We start from the raw sequence: 15,506 nt of genomic DNA, 5'->3' as shown, positions 1-15,506 counted from the left end.
GCTGATGTCTGAATTTGTTACGGTAGCTCGCCCCTACGCCAAAGCAGCTTTTGACTTTGCTATCGAACACCAAAATGTCGATCGCTGGCAGAATATGCTGGCGTTTGCCGCTGAGGTGACGAAAAACGAACAAATGGCCGAGTTGCTTTCCGGTGCGTTAGCACCTGAAACTCTCGCCGCGTCGTTTATCGCCGTGTGCGGAGAGCAACTGGATGCCAACGGCCAGAACCTGATTAAGGTGATGGCAGAGAATGGTCGTCTCCGTGTTCTCCCGGATGTTCTAGAGCAGTTTGAGCACTTACGTGCCCTTAGTGAAGCTACCGCTGAAGTCGAAGTGACTTCTGCGACTGAACTGAGTGACGAACAGCTTGCGAAAATTACCGCCGCGATGGAAAAACGTCTGTCACGCAAAGTTAAGCTGAATTGCAAAATCGATAAGTCTGTAATGGCAGGCGTAATCATCCGTTCGGGTGATATGGTCATTGATGGCAGCGTACGCGGCCGTCTTGAGCGCCTTGCAGACGTCTTGCAGTCTTAAGGGGACTGGAGCATGCAACTGAATTCCACCGAAATCAGCGAACTGATCAAGCAGCGCATTGCTCAGTTCAATGTTGTGAGTGAAGCTCACAACGAAGGTACTATTGTTTCTGTAAGTGACGGTGTTATCCGCATCCACGGCTTGGCCGATTGTATGCAGGGTGAGATGATTTCCCTGCCGGGTAACCGTTACGCTATCGCACTGAACCTGGAGCGCGACTCCGTTGGTGCAGTTGTGATGGGTCCATACGCTGACCTCGCCGAAGGCATGAAGGTTAAGTGTACTGGCCGTATTCTGGAAGTGCCGGTTGGCCGTGGCCTGCTGGGTCGCGTTGTTAACACCCTGGGTGCGCCAATCGACGGTAAAGGTCCGGTTGAGCACGATGGCTTCTCCCCAATCGAAGTTATCGCACCAGGCGTTATCGACCGTCAGTCCGTAGATCAGCCTGTTCAGACAGGTTATAAGTCCGTTGACGCCATGATCCCAATCGGTCGTGGTCAGCGTGAACTGATCATCGGTGACCGTCAGACCGGTAAAACCGCGATGGCAATCGACGCCATCATCAACCAGCGTGATTCCGGCATCAAATGTGTGTACGTGGCTATCGGCCAGAAAGCGTCCACCATTTCTAACGTGGTTCGTAAACTGGAAGAGCACGGCGCGCTGTCTAACACCATTGTTGTTGTGGCGACCGCTTCTGAATCTGCTGCACTGCAATACCTGGCACCATACGCCGGTTGCGCAATGGGCGAATACTTCCGTGACCGCGGTGAAGATGCGCTGATCGTATACGATGACCTGTCTAAGCAGGCTGTTGCTTATCGTCAGGTTTCCCTGCTGCTCCGTCGTCCACCTGGACGTGAAGCGTTCCCTGGCGACGTATTCTACCTCCACTCTCGTCTGCTGGAGCGTGCTTCCCGCGTTAACGCGGAATACGTCGAGAACTTCACCAAAGGTGAAGTGAAGGGTAAAACGGGCTCTCTGACCGCGCTGCCGATCATTGAAACCCAGGCGGGTGACGTTTCTGCGTTCGTTCCGACCAACGTAATCTCCATTACCGATGGTCAGATCTTCCTGGAAACCAACCTGTTTAACTCCGGTATTCGTCCGGCGGTTAACCCGGGTATCTCCGTATCCCGTGTGGGTGGTGCTGCTCAGACCAAGATCATCAAGAAACTGTCCGGTGGTATCCGTACCGCGCTGGCACAGTATCGCGAACTGGCTGCGTTCTCTCAGTTCGCATCCGATCTGGACGAAGCAACCCGTAAACAGCTGAGCCACGGTCAGAAAGTGACCGAGCTGCTGAAGCAGAAACAGTACGCACCAATGTCTGTTGCTCAGCAGGGCCTGGTACTGTTCGCGGCTGAACGCGGTTACCTCGAAGATGTGGAACTGGCGAAAATCGGTAGCTTCGAAGCCGCTCTGCTGGCTTACGTCGACCGTGATCACGCTCCGCTGATGCAAGAGATCAACCAGACCGGTGGCTATAACGACGAAATCGAAGGCAAGCTGAAAGCTATCCTCGATTCCTTCAAAGCAACCCAATCCTGGTAATCGTCCGGCGGCTTGTCTCAGGACAAGCCGCCTGGCATTGAGGAGAAGCTCATGGCCGGCGCAAAAGAGATACGTAGTAAGATCGCAAGCGTCCAGAACACGCAAAAGATCACTAAAGCGATGGAGATGGTCGCCGCTTCCAAAATGCGTAAATCGCAGGATCGCATGGCGGCCAGCCGTCCTTATGCAGAAACCATGCGCAAAGTGATTGGTCACCTTGCAAACGGTAATCTGGAATATAAGCACCCTTACCTGGAAGAACGCGACGTTAAGCGCGTGGGCTACCTGGTGGTGTCGACCGACCGTGGTCTGTGTGGCGGCTTGAACATTAACCTGTTCAAAAAACTGCTGGCGGATATGAAAGCATGGTCTGAAAAAGGCGTTCAGTGCGATATCGCAATGATCGGCTCTAAAGGCGTCTCTTTCTTTAACTCCGTTGGTGGCAACATTGTCGCTCAGGTGACCGGTATGGGTGATAACCCGTCCCTGTCCGAACTGATCGGCCCGGTTAAAGTGATGTTGCAGGCCTATGATGAAGGCCGTCTGGACAGACTGTACGTTGTCAGCAACAAATTCATTAACACCATGTCTCAGGTTCCAACGCTCACTCAGATGCTGCCGTTACCGGCATCAGAAGATGACGAGCTGAAGCAAAAAGCCTGGGATTACCTGTATGAACCCGATCCGAAACCGCTGCTGGATACCCTGCTGCGTCGTTACGTTGAATCTCAGGTTTATCAGGGCGTTGTAGAAAACCTGGCCAGCGAGCAGGCCGCACGAATGGTGGCGATGAAAGCCGCGACCGATAATGGCGGCAGCCTGATTAAAGAGCTGCAGTTGGTTTACAACAAAGCTCGTCAGGCCAGCATTACTCAGGAACTCACCGAGATCGTCTCGGGGGCCGCCGCGGTTTAACCAGGTTTACGAATTACGTAGAGGATTCAAGATGGCTACTGGAAAGATTGTCCAGGTAATCGGCGCCGTGGTGGACGTCGAGTTCCCTCAGGACGCCGTACCACGCGTGTACGACGCGCTTGAGGTACAGAATGGTAACGAGAGCCTGGTGCTGGAAGTTCAGCAGCAGCTCGGCGGCGGTATCGTGCGTACCATCGCGATGGGTTCTTCCGACGGTCTGCGTCGTGGTCTGGAAGTAAAAGACCTTGAGCACCCGATCGAAGTCCCGGTAGGTAAAGCAACACTGGGTCGTATCATGAACGTATTGGGTCAGCCAATCGACATGAAAGGCGACATCGGTGAAGAAGAGCGTTGGGCTATCCACCGCGCGGCACCTTCCTACGAAGAGCTGTCCAGCTCTCAGGAACTGCTGGAAACCGGTATCAAAGTTATCGACCTGATGTGTCCGTTTGCGAAGGGCGGTAAAGTGGGTCTGTTCGGTGGTGCGGGTGTAGGTAAAACCGTAAACATGATGGAGCTGATCCGTAACATCGCGATCGAGCACTCCGGTTACTCTGTGTTTGCGGGCGTAGGTGAACGTACTCGTGAGGGTAACGACTTCTACCACGAAATGACCGACTCCAACGTTCTGGACAAAGTATCCCTGGTTTACGGCCAGATGAACGAGCCACCTGGAAACCGTCTGCGCGTTGCGCTGACCGGCCTGACGATGGCTGAGAAGTTCCGTGACGAAGGCCGTGACGTTCTGCTGTTCGTTGATAACATCTATCGTTACACCCTGGCCGGTACTGAAGTATCTGCACTGCTGGGTCGTATGCCTTCAGCGGTAGGTTATCAGCCAACGCTGGCGGAAGAGATGGGTGTTCTTCAGGAACGTATCACCTCTACCAAAACCGGTTCTATCACCTCCGTTCAGGCGGTATACGTACCTGCGGATGACTTGACTGACCCATCTCCAGCCACCACCTTTGCGCACTTAGATGCAACCGTGGTACTGAGCCGTCAGATCGCGTCTCTGGGTATCTACCCAGCCGTTGACCCGCTGGACTCCACCAGCCGTCAGCTGGATCCACTGGTTGTTGGTCAGGAACACTACGACACCGCGCGTGGCGTACAGTCCCTGCTGCAGCGTTACCAGGAACTGAAAGACATCATCGCCATCCTGGGTATGGATGAACTGTCTGAAGAAGACAAACTGGTGGTAGCACGTGCGCGTAAGATCCAGCGCTTCCTGTCCCAGCCGTTCTTCGTTGCGGAAGTATTCACCGGTTCTCCGGGTAAATACGTTTCCCTGAAAGACACCATCCGTGGCTTTAAAGGCATCATGGAAGGCGAATACGATCACCTGCCAGAGCAGGCGTTCTACATGGTTGGTTCCATCGAAGAAGCTGTGGAAAAAGCCAAAAAACTTTAACGCCTTAATCGGAGGGTGATATGGCAATGACTTACCACCTGGACGTCGTCAGCGCAGAGCAACAAATGTTCTCTGGTCTGGTCGAGAAAATCCAGGTAACGGGTAGTGAAGGTGAGCTGGGTATTTTCCCGGGTCACGCACCGCTGCTCACCGCCATTAAGCCTGGTATGATCCGCATCGTTAAACAGTTCGGTCACGAAGAGTTTATCTATCTGTCCGGCGGCATTCTTGAAGTGCAGCCTGGCAGTGTGACCGTTCTGGCCGATACCGCTATTCGTGGCCAGGATCTCGACGAAGCGCGAGCCCTGGAGTCGAAGCGTAAGGCTGAAGAGCACATTAGCAGCTCTCATGGTGACGTGGATTACGCTCAGGCGTCTGCGGAGCTGGCCAAAGCGATCGCGAAACTGCGCGTTATCGAGTTGACCAAAAAAGCGATGTAACACCGGCTTGAAAAGCACAAAAGCCAGTCTGGATACCAGGCTGGCTTTTTTTTCGTCCTTAATTCATGTTGAAAAAGATGTAGAATTTTAAGCATCAAACGTTTTTACTTCTCACTCAAACTACCGTCAGGATGCGTATGTCAAACAGTGCGATGAGCGTGGTGATCCTTGCCGCAGGCAAAGGGACCCGCATGTATTCCGACCTGCCTAAAGTACTTCACACGCTTGCAGGAAAGCCAATGGTGCAGCACGTCATTGATGCAGCGAATGAATTGGGTGCCAGTCAGGTCCACCTGGTCTACGGCCACGGCGGCGATCTGCTTAAAAAGACGCTGAGCGACGACAAGCTCAACTGGGTGCTTCAGGCCGAGCAGTTGGGTACAGGCCATGCCATGCAGCAGGCAGCGCCCTTCTTTGCGGATGACGAAGACATTTTGATGCTCTACGGCGATGTCCCGCTGATCTCCGTTGAAACGCTGACTCGCCTGCGTGAAGCCAAACGGCAGGGCGGCATCGGTTTATTAACCGTTGTGCTGGACGATCCAACCGGTTATGGCCGTATCACCCGTGAAAACGGCAACGTTACGGGTATTGTTGAGCATAAAGATGCCAGCGAGGCGCAGCGTCAGATTCAGGAGATCAACACCGGTATCCTGATTGCCAATGGTGCGGATATGAAGCGCTGGCTGTCGAAGCTCAATAACAATAACGCGCAGGGTGAATACTACATCACCGACATCATTGCGATGGCATACCAGGAAGGGCGCGAGATTGCGGCGGTCCATCCGGCGCGCATCAGCGAAACCGAAGGGGTGAACAACCGCCTTCAACTCTCCCGTCTTGAGCGCGTTTATCAGTCCGAACAGGCCGAGAAACTCCTTCTGGCTGGCGTGATGCTGCGCGATCCGGCGCGTTTCGATCTGCGTGGAACGTTAGCGCACGGGCGCGACGTTGAAATTGATACTAACGTTATCCTCGAAGGTCACGTCACGCTGGGCAACCGCGTCAAAATTGGCGCTGGCTGCGTGATCAAAAACAGCGTCATTGGTGACGACTGTGAAATCAGCCCGTACAGCGTGGTGGAAGATGCCCGTCTGGATGTGGCCTGTACCATCGGCCCGTTTGCGCGTTTGCGCCCGGGAGCTGAGCTGCTGGAAGGCGCTCACGTGGGCAACTTCGTTGAGATGAAAAAAGCGCGTCTGGGTAAAGGCTCAAAAGCCGGTCATTTAACCTATCTGGGCGACGCGGAAATTGGTGACAACGTCAACATTGGCGCAGGCACAATCACCTGTAACTATGACGGCGCCAATAAGTTTAAAACCATCATCGGTGATGATGTGTTTGTCGGTTCCGACACCCAGCTGGTGGCACCTGTTACCGTGGGTAACGGCGTAACGATTGCCGCCGGGACAACCGTTACGCGCGATATCGCCGATAACGAACTGGTATTAAGCCGTGTGCCGCAGGTGCACAAGCAGGGCTGGAAACGTCCTGTGAAGAAGAAGTAACACCAAGGCGGGTGGCGCTACGCTTACCCGCCCTACGATTGAGTAGGCCTGATAAGGCGTAGCCGTCATCAGGCAAACCCGGGTGAGGAGATAAACATATATCTCCCCCCACAAGCAGTACCCATAAAAATAACCCCACTCTCTACAAGGCTCGGGGCGCCTGGTAAGGGCAAATACAGGTCAGCGACAACGCAGGCATTATGCCTAAATTCGGAATCTAAAATTATGTGTGGAATTGTTGGCGCAGTTGCGCAGCGTGATATTGCTGAAATCCTTCTCGAAGGTTTACGTCGTCTGGAATACCGTGGTTACGACTCTGCCGGTCTGGCTGTCGTCGATGCAGAAGGTCATATGACCCGTCTGCGCCGTCTCGGTAAAGTGCAGATGCTGGCCCAGGCCGCGGAAGAGCATCCGCTGCACGGGGGAACCGGTATTGCGCACACCCGCTGGGCGACGCACGGCGAACCGTCTGAAGGCAACGCGCACCCGCATGTGTCTGAACACATCGTGGTCGTGCACAATGGCATTATCGAAAACCACGAACCGCTGCGTGAAGCACTGAAAGCGCGCGGCTACACCTTCGTCTCTGAAACTGACACCGAAGTGATTGCTCACCTGGTGCACTGGGAACTTGAGCAGGGCGGTACGCTGCGTGATGCGGTGCTGCGTGCTATTCCTCAGCTGCGCGGTGCGTACGGTACGGTGATCATGGATTCCCGCGACCCGTCCACGCTGCTGGCCGCGCGTTCCGGTAGCCCGATGGTTATCGGCCTGGGCATGGGTGAAAACTTTATCGCGTCCGATCAGCTGGCACTTCTGCCGGTCACCCGTCGCTTTATCTTCCTCGAAGAGGGGGATATCGCCGAAGTGACTCGCCGCAGCGTAACCGTGTTCGATACCAAAGGCGAGCAGGTGAAACGTCAGGAGATCGAATCGAATCTGCAGTACGACGCGGGCGACAAAGGCGCTTACCGTCACTACATGCAGAAAGAGATTTACGAGCAGCCAAACGCCATCAAAAACACCCTGACCGGGCGCATCAGCCATGGTGAAGTGGATCTGAGCGAGCTGGGCGCAAACGCGAACGAACTGCTCAGCAAGGTTGAGCATATTCAGATCGTGGCCTGCGGCACCTCCTACAACTCCGGTATGGTCTCTCGCTACTGGTTTGAATCTCTGGCGGGCGTGCCGTGCGACGTAGAAATTGCGTCTGAGTTCCGCTATCGCAAATCTGCCGTACGTCGTAACAGCCTGATGATCACCCTTTCCCAGTCAGGTGAAACGGCAGATACCCTGGCGGCGCTGCGTCTCTCTAAAGAGCTGGGTTATCTGGGTTCTCTGGCCATCTGTAACGTCCCGGGCTCATCGCTGGTGCGTGAATCCGATCTGGCGCTGATGACCAAAGCGGGTACCGAAATCGGCGTGGCCTCCACCAAGGCGTTTACCACTCAGCTGACGGTTCTGCTGATGCTGGTGGCGAAACTGGCGCGTCTGAAAGGTGAAGATGCCTCTGTTGAGCATGACATCGTTCACGGTCTGCAGGCGCTGCCGAGCCGTATTGAGCAGATGCTCTCCCAGGACAAACGCATTGAAGCTCTGGCGGAAGATTTCTCTGACAAACATCACGCCCTGTTCCTGGGCCGTGGCGATCAGTATCCGATTGCGCTGGAAGGCGCGCTGAAGCTGAAAGAGATCTCTTACATTCACGCTGAAGCCTATGCGGCAGGCGAGCTGAAACACGGTCCGCTGGCGCTGATTGACGCGGATATGCCGGTTATCGTCGTGGCTCCGAACAACGAACTGCTGGAAAAACTGAAGTCCAACATCGAAGAAGTCCGCGCCCGTGGCGGCGTGCTGTACGTCTTTGCTGATAAAGATGCCGGTTTCGCCAGCAGCGACAACATGCACATCATCGAGATGCCGCATGTGGAAGAGGTGATTGCGCCGATCTTCTACACCGTTCCGCTGCAGCTGCTGGCCTATCACGTGGCGCTGATCAAAGGCACCGACGTTGACCAGCCTCGTAACCTGGCGAAATCGGTCACTGTAGAATAAACCCTTCAGGCTCCACCTTCGGGTGGAGCTTTTTTATCCTGCCTGGTTTGTTTTTCATCAATCCTTTCTCATTTTTAATAATGACAATTTGTCATCTTCAGCTACTTTTTTCAGTGTCACATAAAGAAAATATTTCTGAAAACAACCTGTCATAAAAGTGGCTAACTCGATGAAAATTAAGCTTTGTTTTGTTTAATTTTAAGTTAAATTTTCATTGTCATAAAACTGTCATAATTCGTACATTTATCTGTCACCTGTTTGTCCTATTTTGCTCATCGTAGCCACTAAACAACGATTTACGAAAATCTTGCAGGAGACATTATGAAAGTTATGCGTACCACTGTCGCAACTGTTGTCGCCGCGACCTTATCTCTGAGCGCGTTCTCTGTATTTGCAGAAGCAAGCCTGACTGGCGCTGGTGCAACCTTCCCTGCGCCGGTGTATGCCAAATGGGCGGATACCTACCAGAAAGAAACCGGTAACAAGGTTAACTATCAGGGTATCGGCTCCTCCGGTGGCGTAAAACAAATTACCGCGAACACGGTTGATTTCGGCGCATCAGATGCTCCGCTGTCTGATGACAAACTGGCTCAGGAAGGCCTGTTCCAGTTCCCTACCGTGATCGGTGGCGTGGTTCTGGCGATCAACCTGCCGGGCGTGAAGTCGGGTGAGCTGGTGCTGGACGGCAAAACCCTGGGTGACATCTACCTAGGCAAAATCAAAAAATGGGATGACGAAGCGATCGCCAAACTCAACCCAGGCCTGAAGCTGCCTTCCCAGAACATCGCCGTGGTTCGCCGCGCGGATGGTTCTGGTACTTCTTTCGTGTTCACCAGCTACCTGGCGAAAGTGAACGAAGAGTGGAAATCTAAAGTCGGCTCCGGCTCTACCGTTAACTGGCCTACCGGTCTGGGCGGTAAAGGTAATGACGGTATCGCCGCGTTCGTACAGCGTCTGCCTGGCTCCATCGGCTACGTAGAGTATGCGTACGCGAAGCAGAACAACCTGTCCTACACCAAACTGGTGTCTGCCGACGGCAAACCGGTTAGCCCGACCGAAGAGAACTTTGCTAACGCCGCAAAAGGCGCTGACTGGAGCAAATCCTTCGCGCAGGATCTGACTAACCAGAAGGGCGAAGGGGCGTGGCCAATCACCTCTACCACCTTCATCCTGGTGCACAAAGAGCAGAAGAAACCTGAACAGGGCGCTGAAGTGCTGAAGTTCTTCGACTGGGCATACAAAAACGGCGGCAAACAGGCTAACGCTCTGGATTACGCCACCCTGCCAGACAACGTGGTTGAGCAGATTCGCGCTGCATGGAAAACCAACGTGAAAGACAGCAGCGGTAAAGCGCTGTACTAACAGGATATATTTAACGAAGATGGCGGGTGGCGCTGCGCTTACCCGCCCTACGGTTTACTCTGTAGGCCCGGTAAGCGTCAGCGCCACCGGGCATATTCGTAAAAACGTCTCAAACAGAAGAGTAATTTATGGCTGCAACCAAGCCTGCATTTAACCCTCCGGGTAAAAAAGGTGACATGATTTTCAGCGCGCTGGTCAAACTGGCTGCGCTGATTGTGCTATTGCTGCTGGGCGGCATTATCGTGTCTCTGATTTTCTCCTCCTGGCCGAGCATCCAGAAATTCGGTTTCTCCTTCCTGTGGAGTAAAGAGTGGGATGCGCCGAACGATATCTACGGTGCACTGGTGCCGATTTACGGCACGCTGGTGACCTCGTTCATCGCCCTGCTGATTGCGGTTCCGGTAAGTTTCGGTATCGCCCTGTTCCTGACGGAGCTGGCGCCGGGCTGGCTGCGTCGCCCATTGGGTATCGCCATCGAACTGCTGGCGGCCATCCCAAGTATCGTCTACGGCATGTGGGGTCTGTTTATCTTTGCGCCGCTGTTCGCCACGTACTTCCAGGAACCGGTGGGTAACGTCCTCTCTGCCATTCCGTTTGTGGGGGCCCTGTTCTCTGGCCCGGCTTTTGGTATCGGCATTCTGGCGGCGGGTGTGATCCTCGCCATCATGATTATTCCGTACATTGCGGCGGTCATGCGCGATGTCTTCGAACAAACGCCGGTGATGATGAAAGAGTCGGCCTACGGCATCGGCTGCACCACCTGGGAAGTGATCTGGCGCATTGTCCTTCCGTTCACCAAAAATGGGGTGATCGGGGGCGTGATGCTGGGCTTAGGTCGTGCGCTGGGTGAAACCATGGCGGTCACCTTCATCATCGGTAACACCTATCAGCTCGACAGCGCGTCGCTTTATATGCCGGGTAACAGTATTACCTCTGCGCTGGCGAATGAGTTTGCGGAAGCGGAATCGGGTCTGCACGTCGCGGCGCTGATGGAGCTGGGTCTGATTCTGTTCGTTATTACCTTCATTGTTCTGGCGATTTCCAAGCTGATGATTATGCGTCTCGCTAAAAATGAGGGAGCACGCTAATGGCCACTCTCGAAATGCAAGCTACTGCTGAACTGGCGGAATCCCGCCGCAAAATGCAGGCCAGACGCCGCATGAAAAACCGCATTGCCCTGACGCTCTCTATGGCGACGATGGCATTCGGTCTGTTCTGGCTTGTCTGGATCCTCTTCTCAACGGTCGTTCGCGGGATTGACGGAATGTCACTCTCGCTGTTCACCGAAATGACGCCGCCGCCGAACACGGCGGGTGGTGGCCTGGCGAATGCCCTGGCGGGCAGCGGATTGCTGATCCTCTGGGCCACGGTCTTCGGCACGCCGCTGGGCATCATGGCGGGTATCTACCTGGCGGAATACGGTCGTAAATCCTTGCTGGCGGAAGTCATTCGCTTCATTAACGATATTTTGCTGTCAGCCCCGTCTATCGTCGTGGGTCTGTTCGTTTACACCGTGGTGGTGGCGCAGATGGAACACTTCTCCGGCTGGGCGGGTGTGATTGCGCTGGCGCTGCTGCAGGTGCCGATTGTGATTCGAACCACCGAGAACATGCTGAAACTGGTGCCGGACAGCCTGCGTGAAGCGGCTTACGCGCTGGGTACGCCAAAATGGAAGATGATCTCTGCGATTACGCTGAAGGCGTCGGTCTCCGGGATCATGACCGGTATCCTGCTGGCGGTGGCGCGTATTGCGGGTGAAACGGCGCCGCTGCTGTTTACGTCCCTCTCCAACCAGTTCTGGAGCACGGACATGATGCAGCCGATCGCCAACCTGCCGGTGACGATCTTTAAATTTGCGATGAGCCCCTTCGCGGAATGGCAGCAGCTGGCCTGGGCCGGGGTGCTGATCATTACCCTTTGCGTACTGTTGCTGAACATTCTGGCGCGCGTCATTTTCGCGAAGAAGAAACACGGTTAATTTTTTACGGCGCGGCAGCTCGCGGCGCCGAATGAGGAAATGAGTCAATGAGTATGGTTGATACTGCCCCGGGTAAGATTCAGGTTCGTGATTTGAACTTCTACTACGGCAAATTCCATGCCCTGAAGAACATCAACCTGGATATCGCGAAGAACCAGGTCACGGCATTTATCGGTCCGTCCGGCTGTGGGAAATCCACGCTGCTGCGTACCTTTAACAAAATGTATTCGCTCTATCCGGAGCAGCGCGCTGAAGGGGAAATCATCCTCGACGGTGAAAACATTCTGACCCAGGCTCAGGATATTGCCCTGCTGCGCGCGAAAGTGGGGATGGTGTTCCAGAAACCCACGCCGTTCCCGATGTCCATTTATGACAACATCGCCTTTGGCGTTCGCCTGTTTGAAAAGCTCTCCCGTGCCGATATGGACGAGCGCGTGCAGTGGGCTTTGACCAAGGCCGCATTATGGAACGAAACCAAAGATAAGTTGCACCAGAGCGGGTACTCTCTCTCCGGTGGTCAGCAGCAGCGTCTGTGCATTGCGCGCGGTATTGCGATCCGCCCGGAAGTGTTGCTGCTGGATGAGCCGTGTTCAGCGCTGGACCCGATTTCAACCGGTCGTATTGAAGAACTGATCACCGAGCTGAAGCAGGATTACACCGTGGTTATCGTGACCCACAACATGCAGCAGGCTGCGCGTTGCTCCGATCACACGGCGTTTATGTACCTGGGTGAATTGATTGAGTTCAGTAACACGGACGATCTGTTCACTAAGCCCGCGAAGAAACAAACCGAAGATTATATTACTGGCCGCTACGGTTGATTTGCCTTAGTGCATGTGGAGAAACCATGGACAACCTCAATCTTAATAAACACATTTCCGGCCAGTTCAACGCAGAGCTGGAAAGCATTCGCACCCAGGTGATGACCATGGGCGGCATGGTCGAGCAGCAGCTTTCTGATGCGATTACGGCGATGCACAACCAGGACAGCGAGCTGGCGAAGCGCGTCATTGAAGGCGATAAAAACGTCAACATGATGGAAGTGGCTATCGACGAAGCCTGCGTGCGCATTATCGCGAAACGTCAGCCGACGGCGAGCGACCTGCGTCTGGTGATGGCGATCATCAAAACCATCGCCGAGCTGGAACGTATTGGTGACGTCGCCGATAAAATCTGCCGCACCGCGCTGGAGAAGTTTTCGCAGCAGCACCAGCCGCTGCTGGTGAGCCTCGAGTCGCTGGGCCGCCACACCGTGCAGATGCTGCACGACGTGCTGGATGCCTTTGCGCGGATGGATCTGGACGAAGCGGTGCGTATCTACCGTGAAGACAAGAAGGTCGATCAGGAGTATGAAGGCATCGTGCGCCAGCTGATGACCTACATGATGGAAGATTCCCGCACGATCCCGAGCGTGCTGACGGCCCTGTTCTGCGCGCGTTCTATCGAGCGTATCGGTGACCGCTGCCAGAATATTTGCGAATACATTTTCTACTTCGTGAAGGGTCAGGACTTCCGTCACGTGGGCGGCGACGAGCTGGACAAGCTGCTGGCGGGTAAAGATCCGAAAGAGTAATCCTGTCATCTGATAACAACGCCGGTACTCACCGGCGTTGTTATTTCTAGTGTAATCACAATTTTCCCCTTCATCCGTTGCCTGACGTTCGAAACGCGCTAACGTGAGACGAAAAAACAGCAAAGGATGGTATATGAAAAATTCATTAGCGTGCCTGGCGATGGCCATCAGCATCGGGATCGGTACTGGAACAGACGTGATTGCCGCACCGTTGCCGGTCACACCTGACCAGACTACCCCGGTCAGCCACTATGTGACCCAGGTTAATGCGGATAAAAGCATTACGTTTCGCCTGTTTGCACCCGGCGCAACGCGAGTCTCCGTGGTGACGGGGTCAATGCCTGAAAGCCAGGTTTCCCATGATATGACGAAAGAGAAAAATGGCGTCTGGTCATGGAAAAGCGAGCCGATGGCACCGAATCTGTACGAATATTATTTCGACATCGATGGTTTCCGTTCAGTTGACACGGGAAGCCGCTATCAAAAACCCCAGCGGCAGGTGAACACCAGCCTGATTCTGGTTCCGGGCAGTATTCTCGACGATCGTCCTGTACCGCATGGCGATCTGACGACCTTGACCTGGCACTCGCCGTCGCTCAAGTCAGAGCGCCGCGTCTATGTATGGACTCCCCCTGGCTACAACGGCACAGGGGAACCCTTACCGGTGCTCTACTTCTACCATGGCTTTGGGGATACCGGGCTCTCTGCCATCGACCAGGGCCGTCTGCCGCAAATCATGGATAACCTGATGGCCGAAGGGAAAATTAAACCGATGCTGGTGGTGGTACCAGACACCGAGACGGAGAGCACTGAGGCCATCCCCGAGAACTTCCCACCGGCAGAACGACGGAAGTCTTTCTATCCGCTCAATGCGAAAGCCGCAGACCGTGAACTGATGAGCGAGATTATTCCGCTGGTGGATACACGCTTCAACGTGCGTAAAGATGCGGCAGGCCGGGCACTGGCGGGATTGTCACAGGGCGGTTATCAGGCGCTGGTCTCCGGGATGAATCATCTGGAGAGCTTCGGCTGGCTGGGAACGTTCAGCGGCGTTACCACGACAACCGTGCCTGACGAAGGCGTGGCCGCACGCTTTAAGCAGCCTGAGGCCATTAACCGGCAGCTGCATAACTTCACCGTCGTTGTGGGAGAGCGCGATTCGGTGACCGGCAAAGATATCGCCGGTCTGAAGGCGGAGCTGGAAAAGCAGGGCATCAAATTCGACTATAAAATGTACCCCGGTCTGAACCACGAAATGGACGTCTGGCGTCCGGCGTATGCTGAGTTTGTTCAAAAGCTCTTCAGATAAACCTGTCGCCCTCCCTGCCGGGAGGGGCGGCTTAACGCGTAATATTCCACCCGCGCGCCTTCCACAGCGCGGGTAGCTGCGCCAGATCGGTGAAGGTCGTGACTTTTGGATGATCGATCGGCTTGTTGTGCGGGTCGGCGCAGAAGTAAAACACCTCCATCCCCGCATCAATCCCCGACTGCGCGCCCGCAGACGAGTCATCCACCAGAATGCAGTGCTCTACGTTAACGTTCATCGCCTTTGCCGCATGGAACATCAGTGCCGGGTCCGGCTTCCAGCGCTGGATATCGTAGCCGCTGAACAGTTTTTCCGGGAAGTGGTGCAGCATCTCAAGCTTGCCGAGCGAGTGCTGCATTTTGCTGACCGGTCCGTTGGAGACCACGCAGATCGGCACCGTCATGGCATCCAGCAGCGCGTTTGCGCCCGGAATCACCTCCAGCTCCGAATCGAAAAGGCGCGCAACCTCGGCGCGGTACACCGGTTCCAGAGCCGCTTTATCCAGAACGACGCCGTGTTCTTCGTTAATGATGTCGATGATCTCGTAGAGCTTCACGCCCTTAAAGCGCTTAAACACCTCGTCGAGTTCCAGCGTAATGCCAAATTCCTGGAACATGGCGACATACGCGCGGGAACAAATGACCTCACTGTCGACCAGCGTACCGTCGCAGTCGAAAAATACCGCTTCAATTCCGGACATGCCTTTCCCTTTTAACCAGTTTAACGTTTACGTACGGCAGTTCACCGGAACGCAATCGTTGCCGTATAAGCAAATTCAATGAAAAAAGTATCACGTAACCGCCACTATTGTCGCATTTTGGTATAGGATAGCGACGAATTTTCCCTCCTTGTTCGGAAATTGA

14 protein-coding genes are annotated in these 15,506 nt (G+C 54.5%); 13 read left to right on the top strand and 1 reads right to left on the bottom strand.

What is annotated here, in order from left to right:
• The first annotated feature begins 4 nt into the window (after window positions 1–4).
• From atpH to PI91_RS21940, 13 genes are all read left to right on the top strand, one after another.
• Window positions 5–538: a F0F1 ATP synthase subunit delta gene (gene atpH, locus PI91_RS22000; RefSeq protein ID WP_008500192.1), complete on the top strand. Its 534-nt coding sequence runs from the start codon at window positions 5–7 to the stop codon at window positions 536–538.
• A gap of 12 nt (window positions 539–550) precedes the next feature.
• Window positions 551–2,092 (top strand): F0F1 ATP synthase subunit alpha, encoded by a 1,542-nt coding sequence (atpA, locus tag PI91_RS21995; protein ID WP_003862367.1) that lies wholly within the window; start codon window positions 551–553, stop codon window positions 2,090–2,092.
• A gap of 51 nt (window positions 2,093–2,143) precedes the next feature.
• Window positions 2,144–3,007 (top strand): F0F1 ATP synthase subunit gamma, encoded by an 864-nt coding sequence (gene atpG, locus PI91_RS21990; RefSeq protein WP_008500191.1) that lies wholly within the window; start codon window positions 2,144–2,146, stop codon window positions 3,005–3,007.
• A gap of 31 nt (window positions 3,008–3,038) precedes the next feature.
• The gene (atpD, locus tag PI91_RS21985; protein ID WP_003862362.1) at window positions 3,039–4,421 is read left to right on the top strand and encodes a F0F1 ATP synthase subunit beta; all 1,383 of its coding nucleotides are present in this window, start codon (window positions 3,039–3,041) and stop codon (window positions 4,419–4,421) included.
• A 20-nt stretch (window positions 4,422–4,441) separates the two neighbouring features.
• Entirely contained in the window at window positions 4,442–4,861 is a 420-nt protein-coding gene (locus PI91_RS21980; protein WP_006177560.1) for a F0F1 ATP synthase subunit epsilon, read from the top strand.
• 137 nt (window positions 4,862–4,998) lie between these two features.
• A complete protein-coding gene (gene glmU, locus PI91_RS21975; protein ID WP_039267122.1) occupies window positions 4,999–6,369 on the top strand; it encodes a bifunctional UDP-N-acetylglucosamine diphosphorylase/glucosamine-1-phosphate N-acetyltransferase GlmU in 1,371 nt (456 codons plus the stop codon).
• Between the two features lie 225 nt (window positions 6,370–6,594).
• Window positions 6,595–8,424, top strand: a complete 1,830-nt coding sequence (glmS, locus tag PI91_RS21970; RefSeq protein WP_008500188.1) for a glutamine--fructose-6-phosphate transaminase (isomerizing) — start codon at window positions 6,595–6,597, stop codon at window positions 8,422–8,424.
• Window positions 8,425–8,745: 321 nt separating this feature from the next.
• Complete coding sequence (gene pstS, locus PI91_RS21965; RefSeq protein ID WP_008500186.1) at window positions 8,746–9,786, top strand: phosphate ABC transporter substrate-binding protein PstS; 1,041 nt, start codon at window positions 8,746–8,748, stop codon at window positions 9,784–9,786.
• 128 nt (window positions 9,787–9,914) lie between these two features.
• Complete coding sequence (pstC, locus tag PI91_RS21960; RefSeq protein WP_008500185.1) at window positions 9,915–10,874, top strand: phosphate ABC transporter permease PstC; 960 nt, start codon at window positions 9,915–9,917, stop codon at window positions 10,872–10,874.
• Window positions 10,874–11,764 (top strand): phosphate ABC transporter permease PstA, encoded by an 891-nt coding sequence (gene pstA, locus PI91_RS21955; protein ID WP_008500184.1) that lies wholly within the window; start codon window positions 10,874–10,876, stop codon window positions 11,762–11,764. Before pstC ends, pstA begins: the two co-directional genes overlap by 1 nt.
• Window positions 11,765–11,811: 47 nt before the next feature.
• Window positions 11,812–12,585, top strand: coding sequence for a phosphate ABC transporter ATP-binding protein PstB (pstB, locus tag PI91_RS21950; RefSeq protein WP_008500183.1), 774 nt, complete (start codon window positions 11,812–11,814; stop codon window positions 12,583–12,585).
• A 26-nt stretch (window positions 12,586–12,611) separates the two neighbouring features.
• Window positions 12,612–13,337 (top strand): phosphate signaling complex protein PhoU, encoded by a 726-nt coding sequence (gene phoU, locus PI91_RS21945; RefSeq protein WP_008500182.1) that lies wholly within the window; start codon window positions 12,612–12,614, stop codon window positions 13,335–13,337.
• 160 nt (window positions 13,338–13,497) lie between these two features.
• Window positions 13,498–14,646: an esterase gene (locus tag PI91_RS21940; protein WP_087450469.1), complete on the top strand. Its 1,149-nt coding sequence runs from the start codon at window positions 13,498–13,500 to the stop codon at window positions 14,644–14,646.
• Window positions 14,647–14,677: 31 nt separating this feature from the next.
• On the opposite strand, the gene yieH is transcribed toward PI91_RS21940, so the two are convergent.
• Entirely contained in the window at window positions 14,678–15,343 is a 666-nt protein-coding gene (gene yieH, locus PI91_RS21935) for a 6-phosphogluconate phosphatase (protein ID WP_039267121.1), read from the bottom strand.
• Window positions 15,344–15,506: the final 163 nt, after the last annotated feature.

The organism is Enterobacter sp. FB (assembly GCF_000805795.1).
Classification (GTDB): domain Bacteria; phylum Pseudomonadota; class Gammaproteobacteria; order Enterobacterales; family Enterobacteriaceae; genus Enterobacter; species Enterobacter roggenkampii.
This window is presented reverse-complemented; position numbering and strand designations above follow the sequence as displayed.

Coding starts and splice junctions, on each gene's coding strand:
- atpH (WP_008500192.1), top strand. CDS start 5: ATGTCTGAATTTGTTACGGTAGCTCGCCCCTACGCCAAAGCAGCTTTT.
- atpA (WP_003862367.1), top strand. CDS start 551: ATGCAACTGAATTCCACCGAAATCAGCGAACTGATCAAGCAGCGCATT.
- atpG (WP_008500191.1), top strand. CDS start 2,144: ATGGCCGGCGCAAAAGAGATACGTAGTAAGATCGCAAGCGTCCAGAAC.
- atpD (WP_003862362.1), top strand. CDS start 3,039: ATGGCTACTGGAAAGATTGTCCAGGTAATCGGCGCCGTGGTGGACGTC.
- PI91_RS21980 (WP_006177560.1), top strand. CDS start 4,442: ATGGCAATGACTTACCACCTGGACGTCGTCAGCGCAGAGCAACAAATG.
- glmU (WP_039267122.1), top strand. CDS start 4,999: ATGTCAAACAGTGCGATGAGCGTGGTGATCCTTGCCGCAGGCAAAGGG.
- glmS (WP_008500188.1), top strand. CDS start 6,595: ATGTGTGGAATTGTTGGCGCAGTTGCGCAGCGTGATATTGCTGAAATC.
- pstS (WP_008500186.1), top strand. CDS start 8,746: ATGAAAGTTATGCGTACCACTGTCGCAACTGTTGTCGCCGCGACCTTA.
- pstC (WP_008500185.1), top strand. CDS start 9,915: ATGGCTGCAACCAAGCCTGCATTTAACCCTCCGGGTAAAAAAGGTGAC.
- pstA (WP_008500184.1), top strand. CDS start 10,874: ATGGCCACTCTCGAAATGCAAGCTACTGCTGAACTGGCGGAATCCCGC.
- pstB (WP_008500183.1), top strand. CDS start 11,812: ATGAGTATGGTTGATACTGCCCCGGGTAAGATTCAGGTTCGTGATTTG.
- phoU (WP_008500182.1), top strand. CDS start 12,612: ATGGACAACCTCAATCTTAATAAACACATTTCCGGCCAGTTCAACGCA.
- PI91_RS21940 (WP_087450469.1), top strand. CDS start 13,498: ATGGCCATCAGCATCGGGATCGGTACTGGAACAGACGTGATTGCCGCA.
- yieH (WP_039267121.1), bottom strand. CDS start 15,343: ATGTCCGGAATTGAAGCGGTATTTTTCGACTGCGACGGTACGCTGGTC.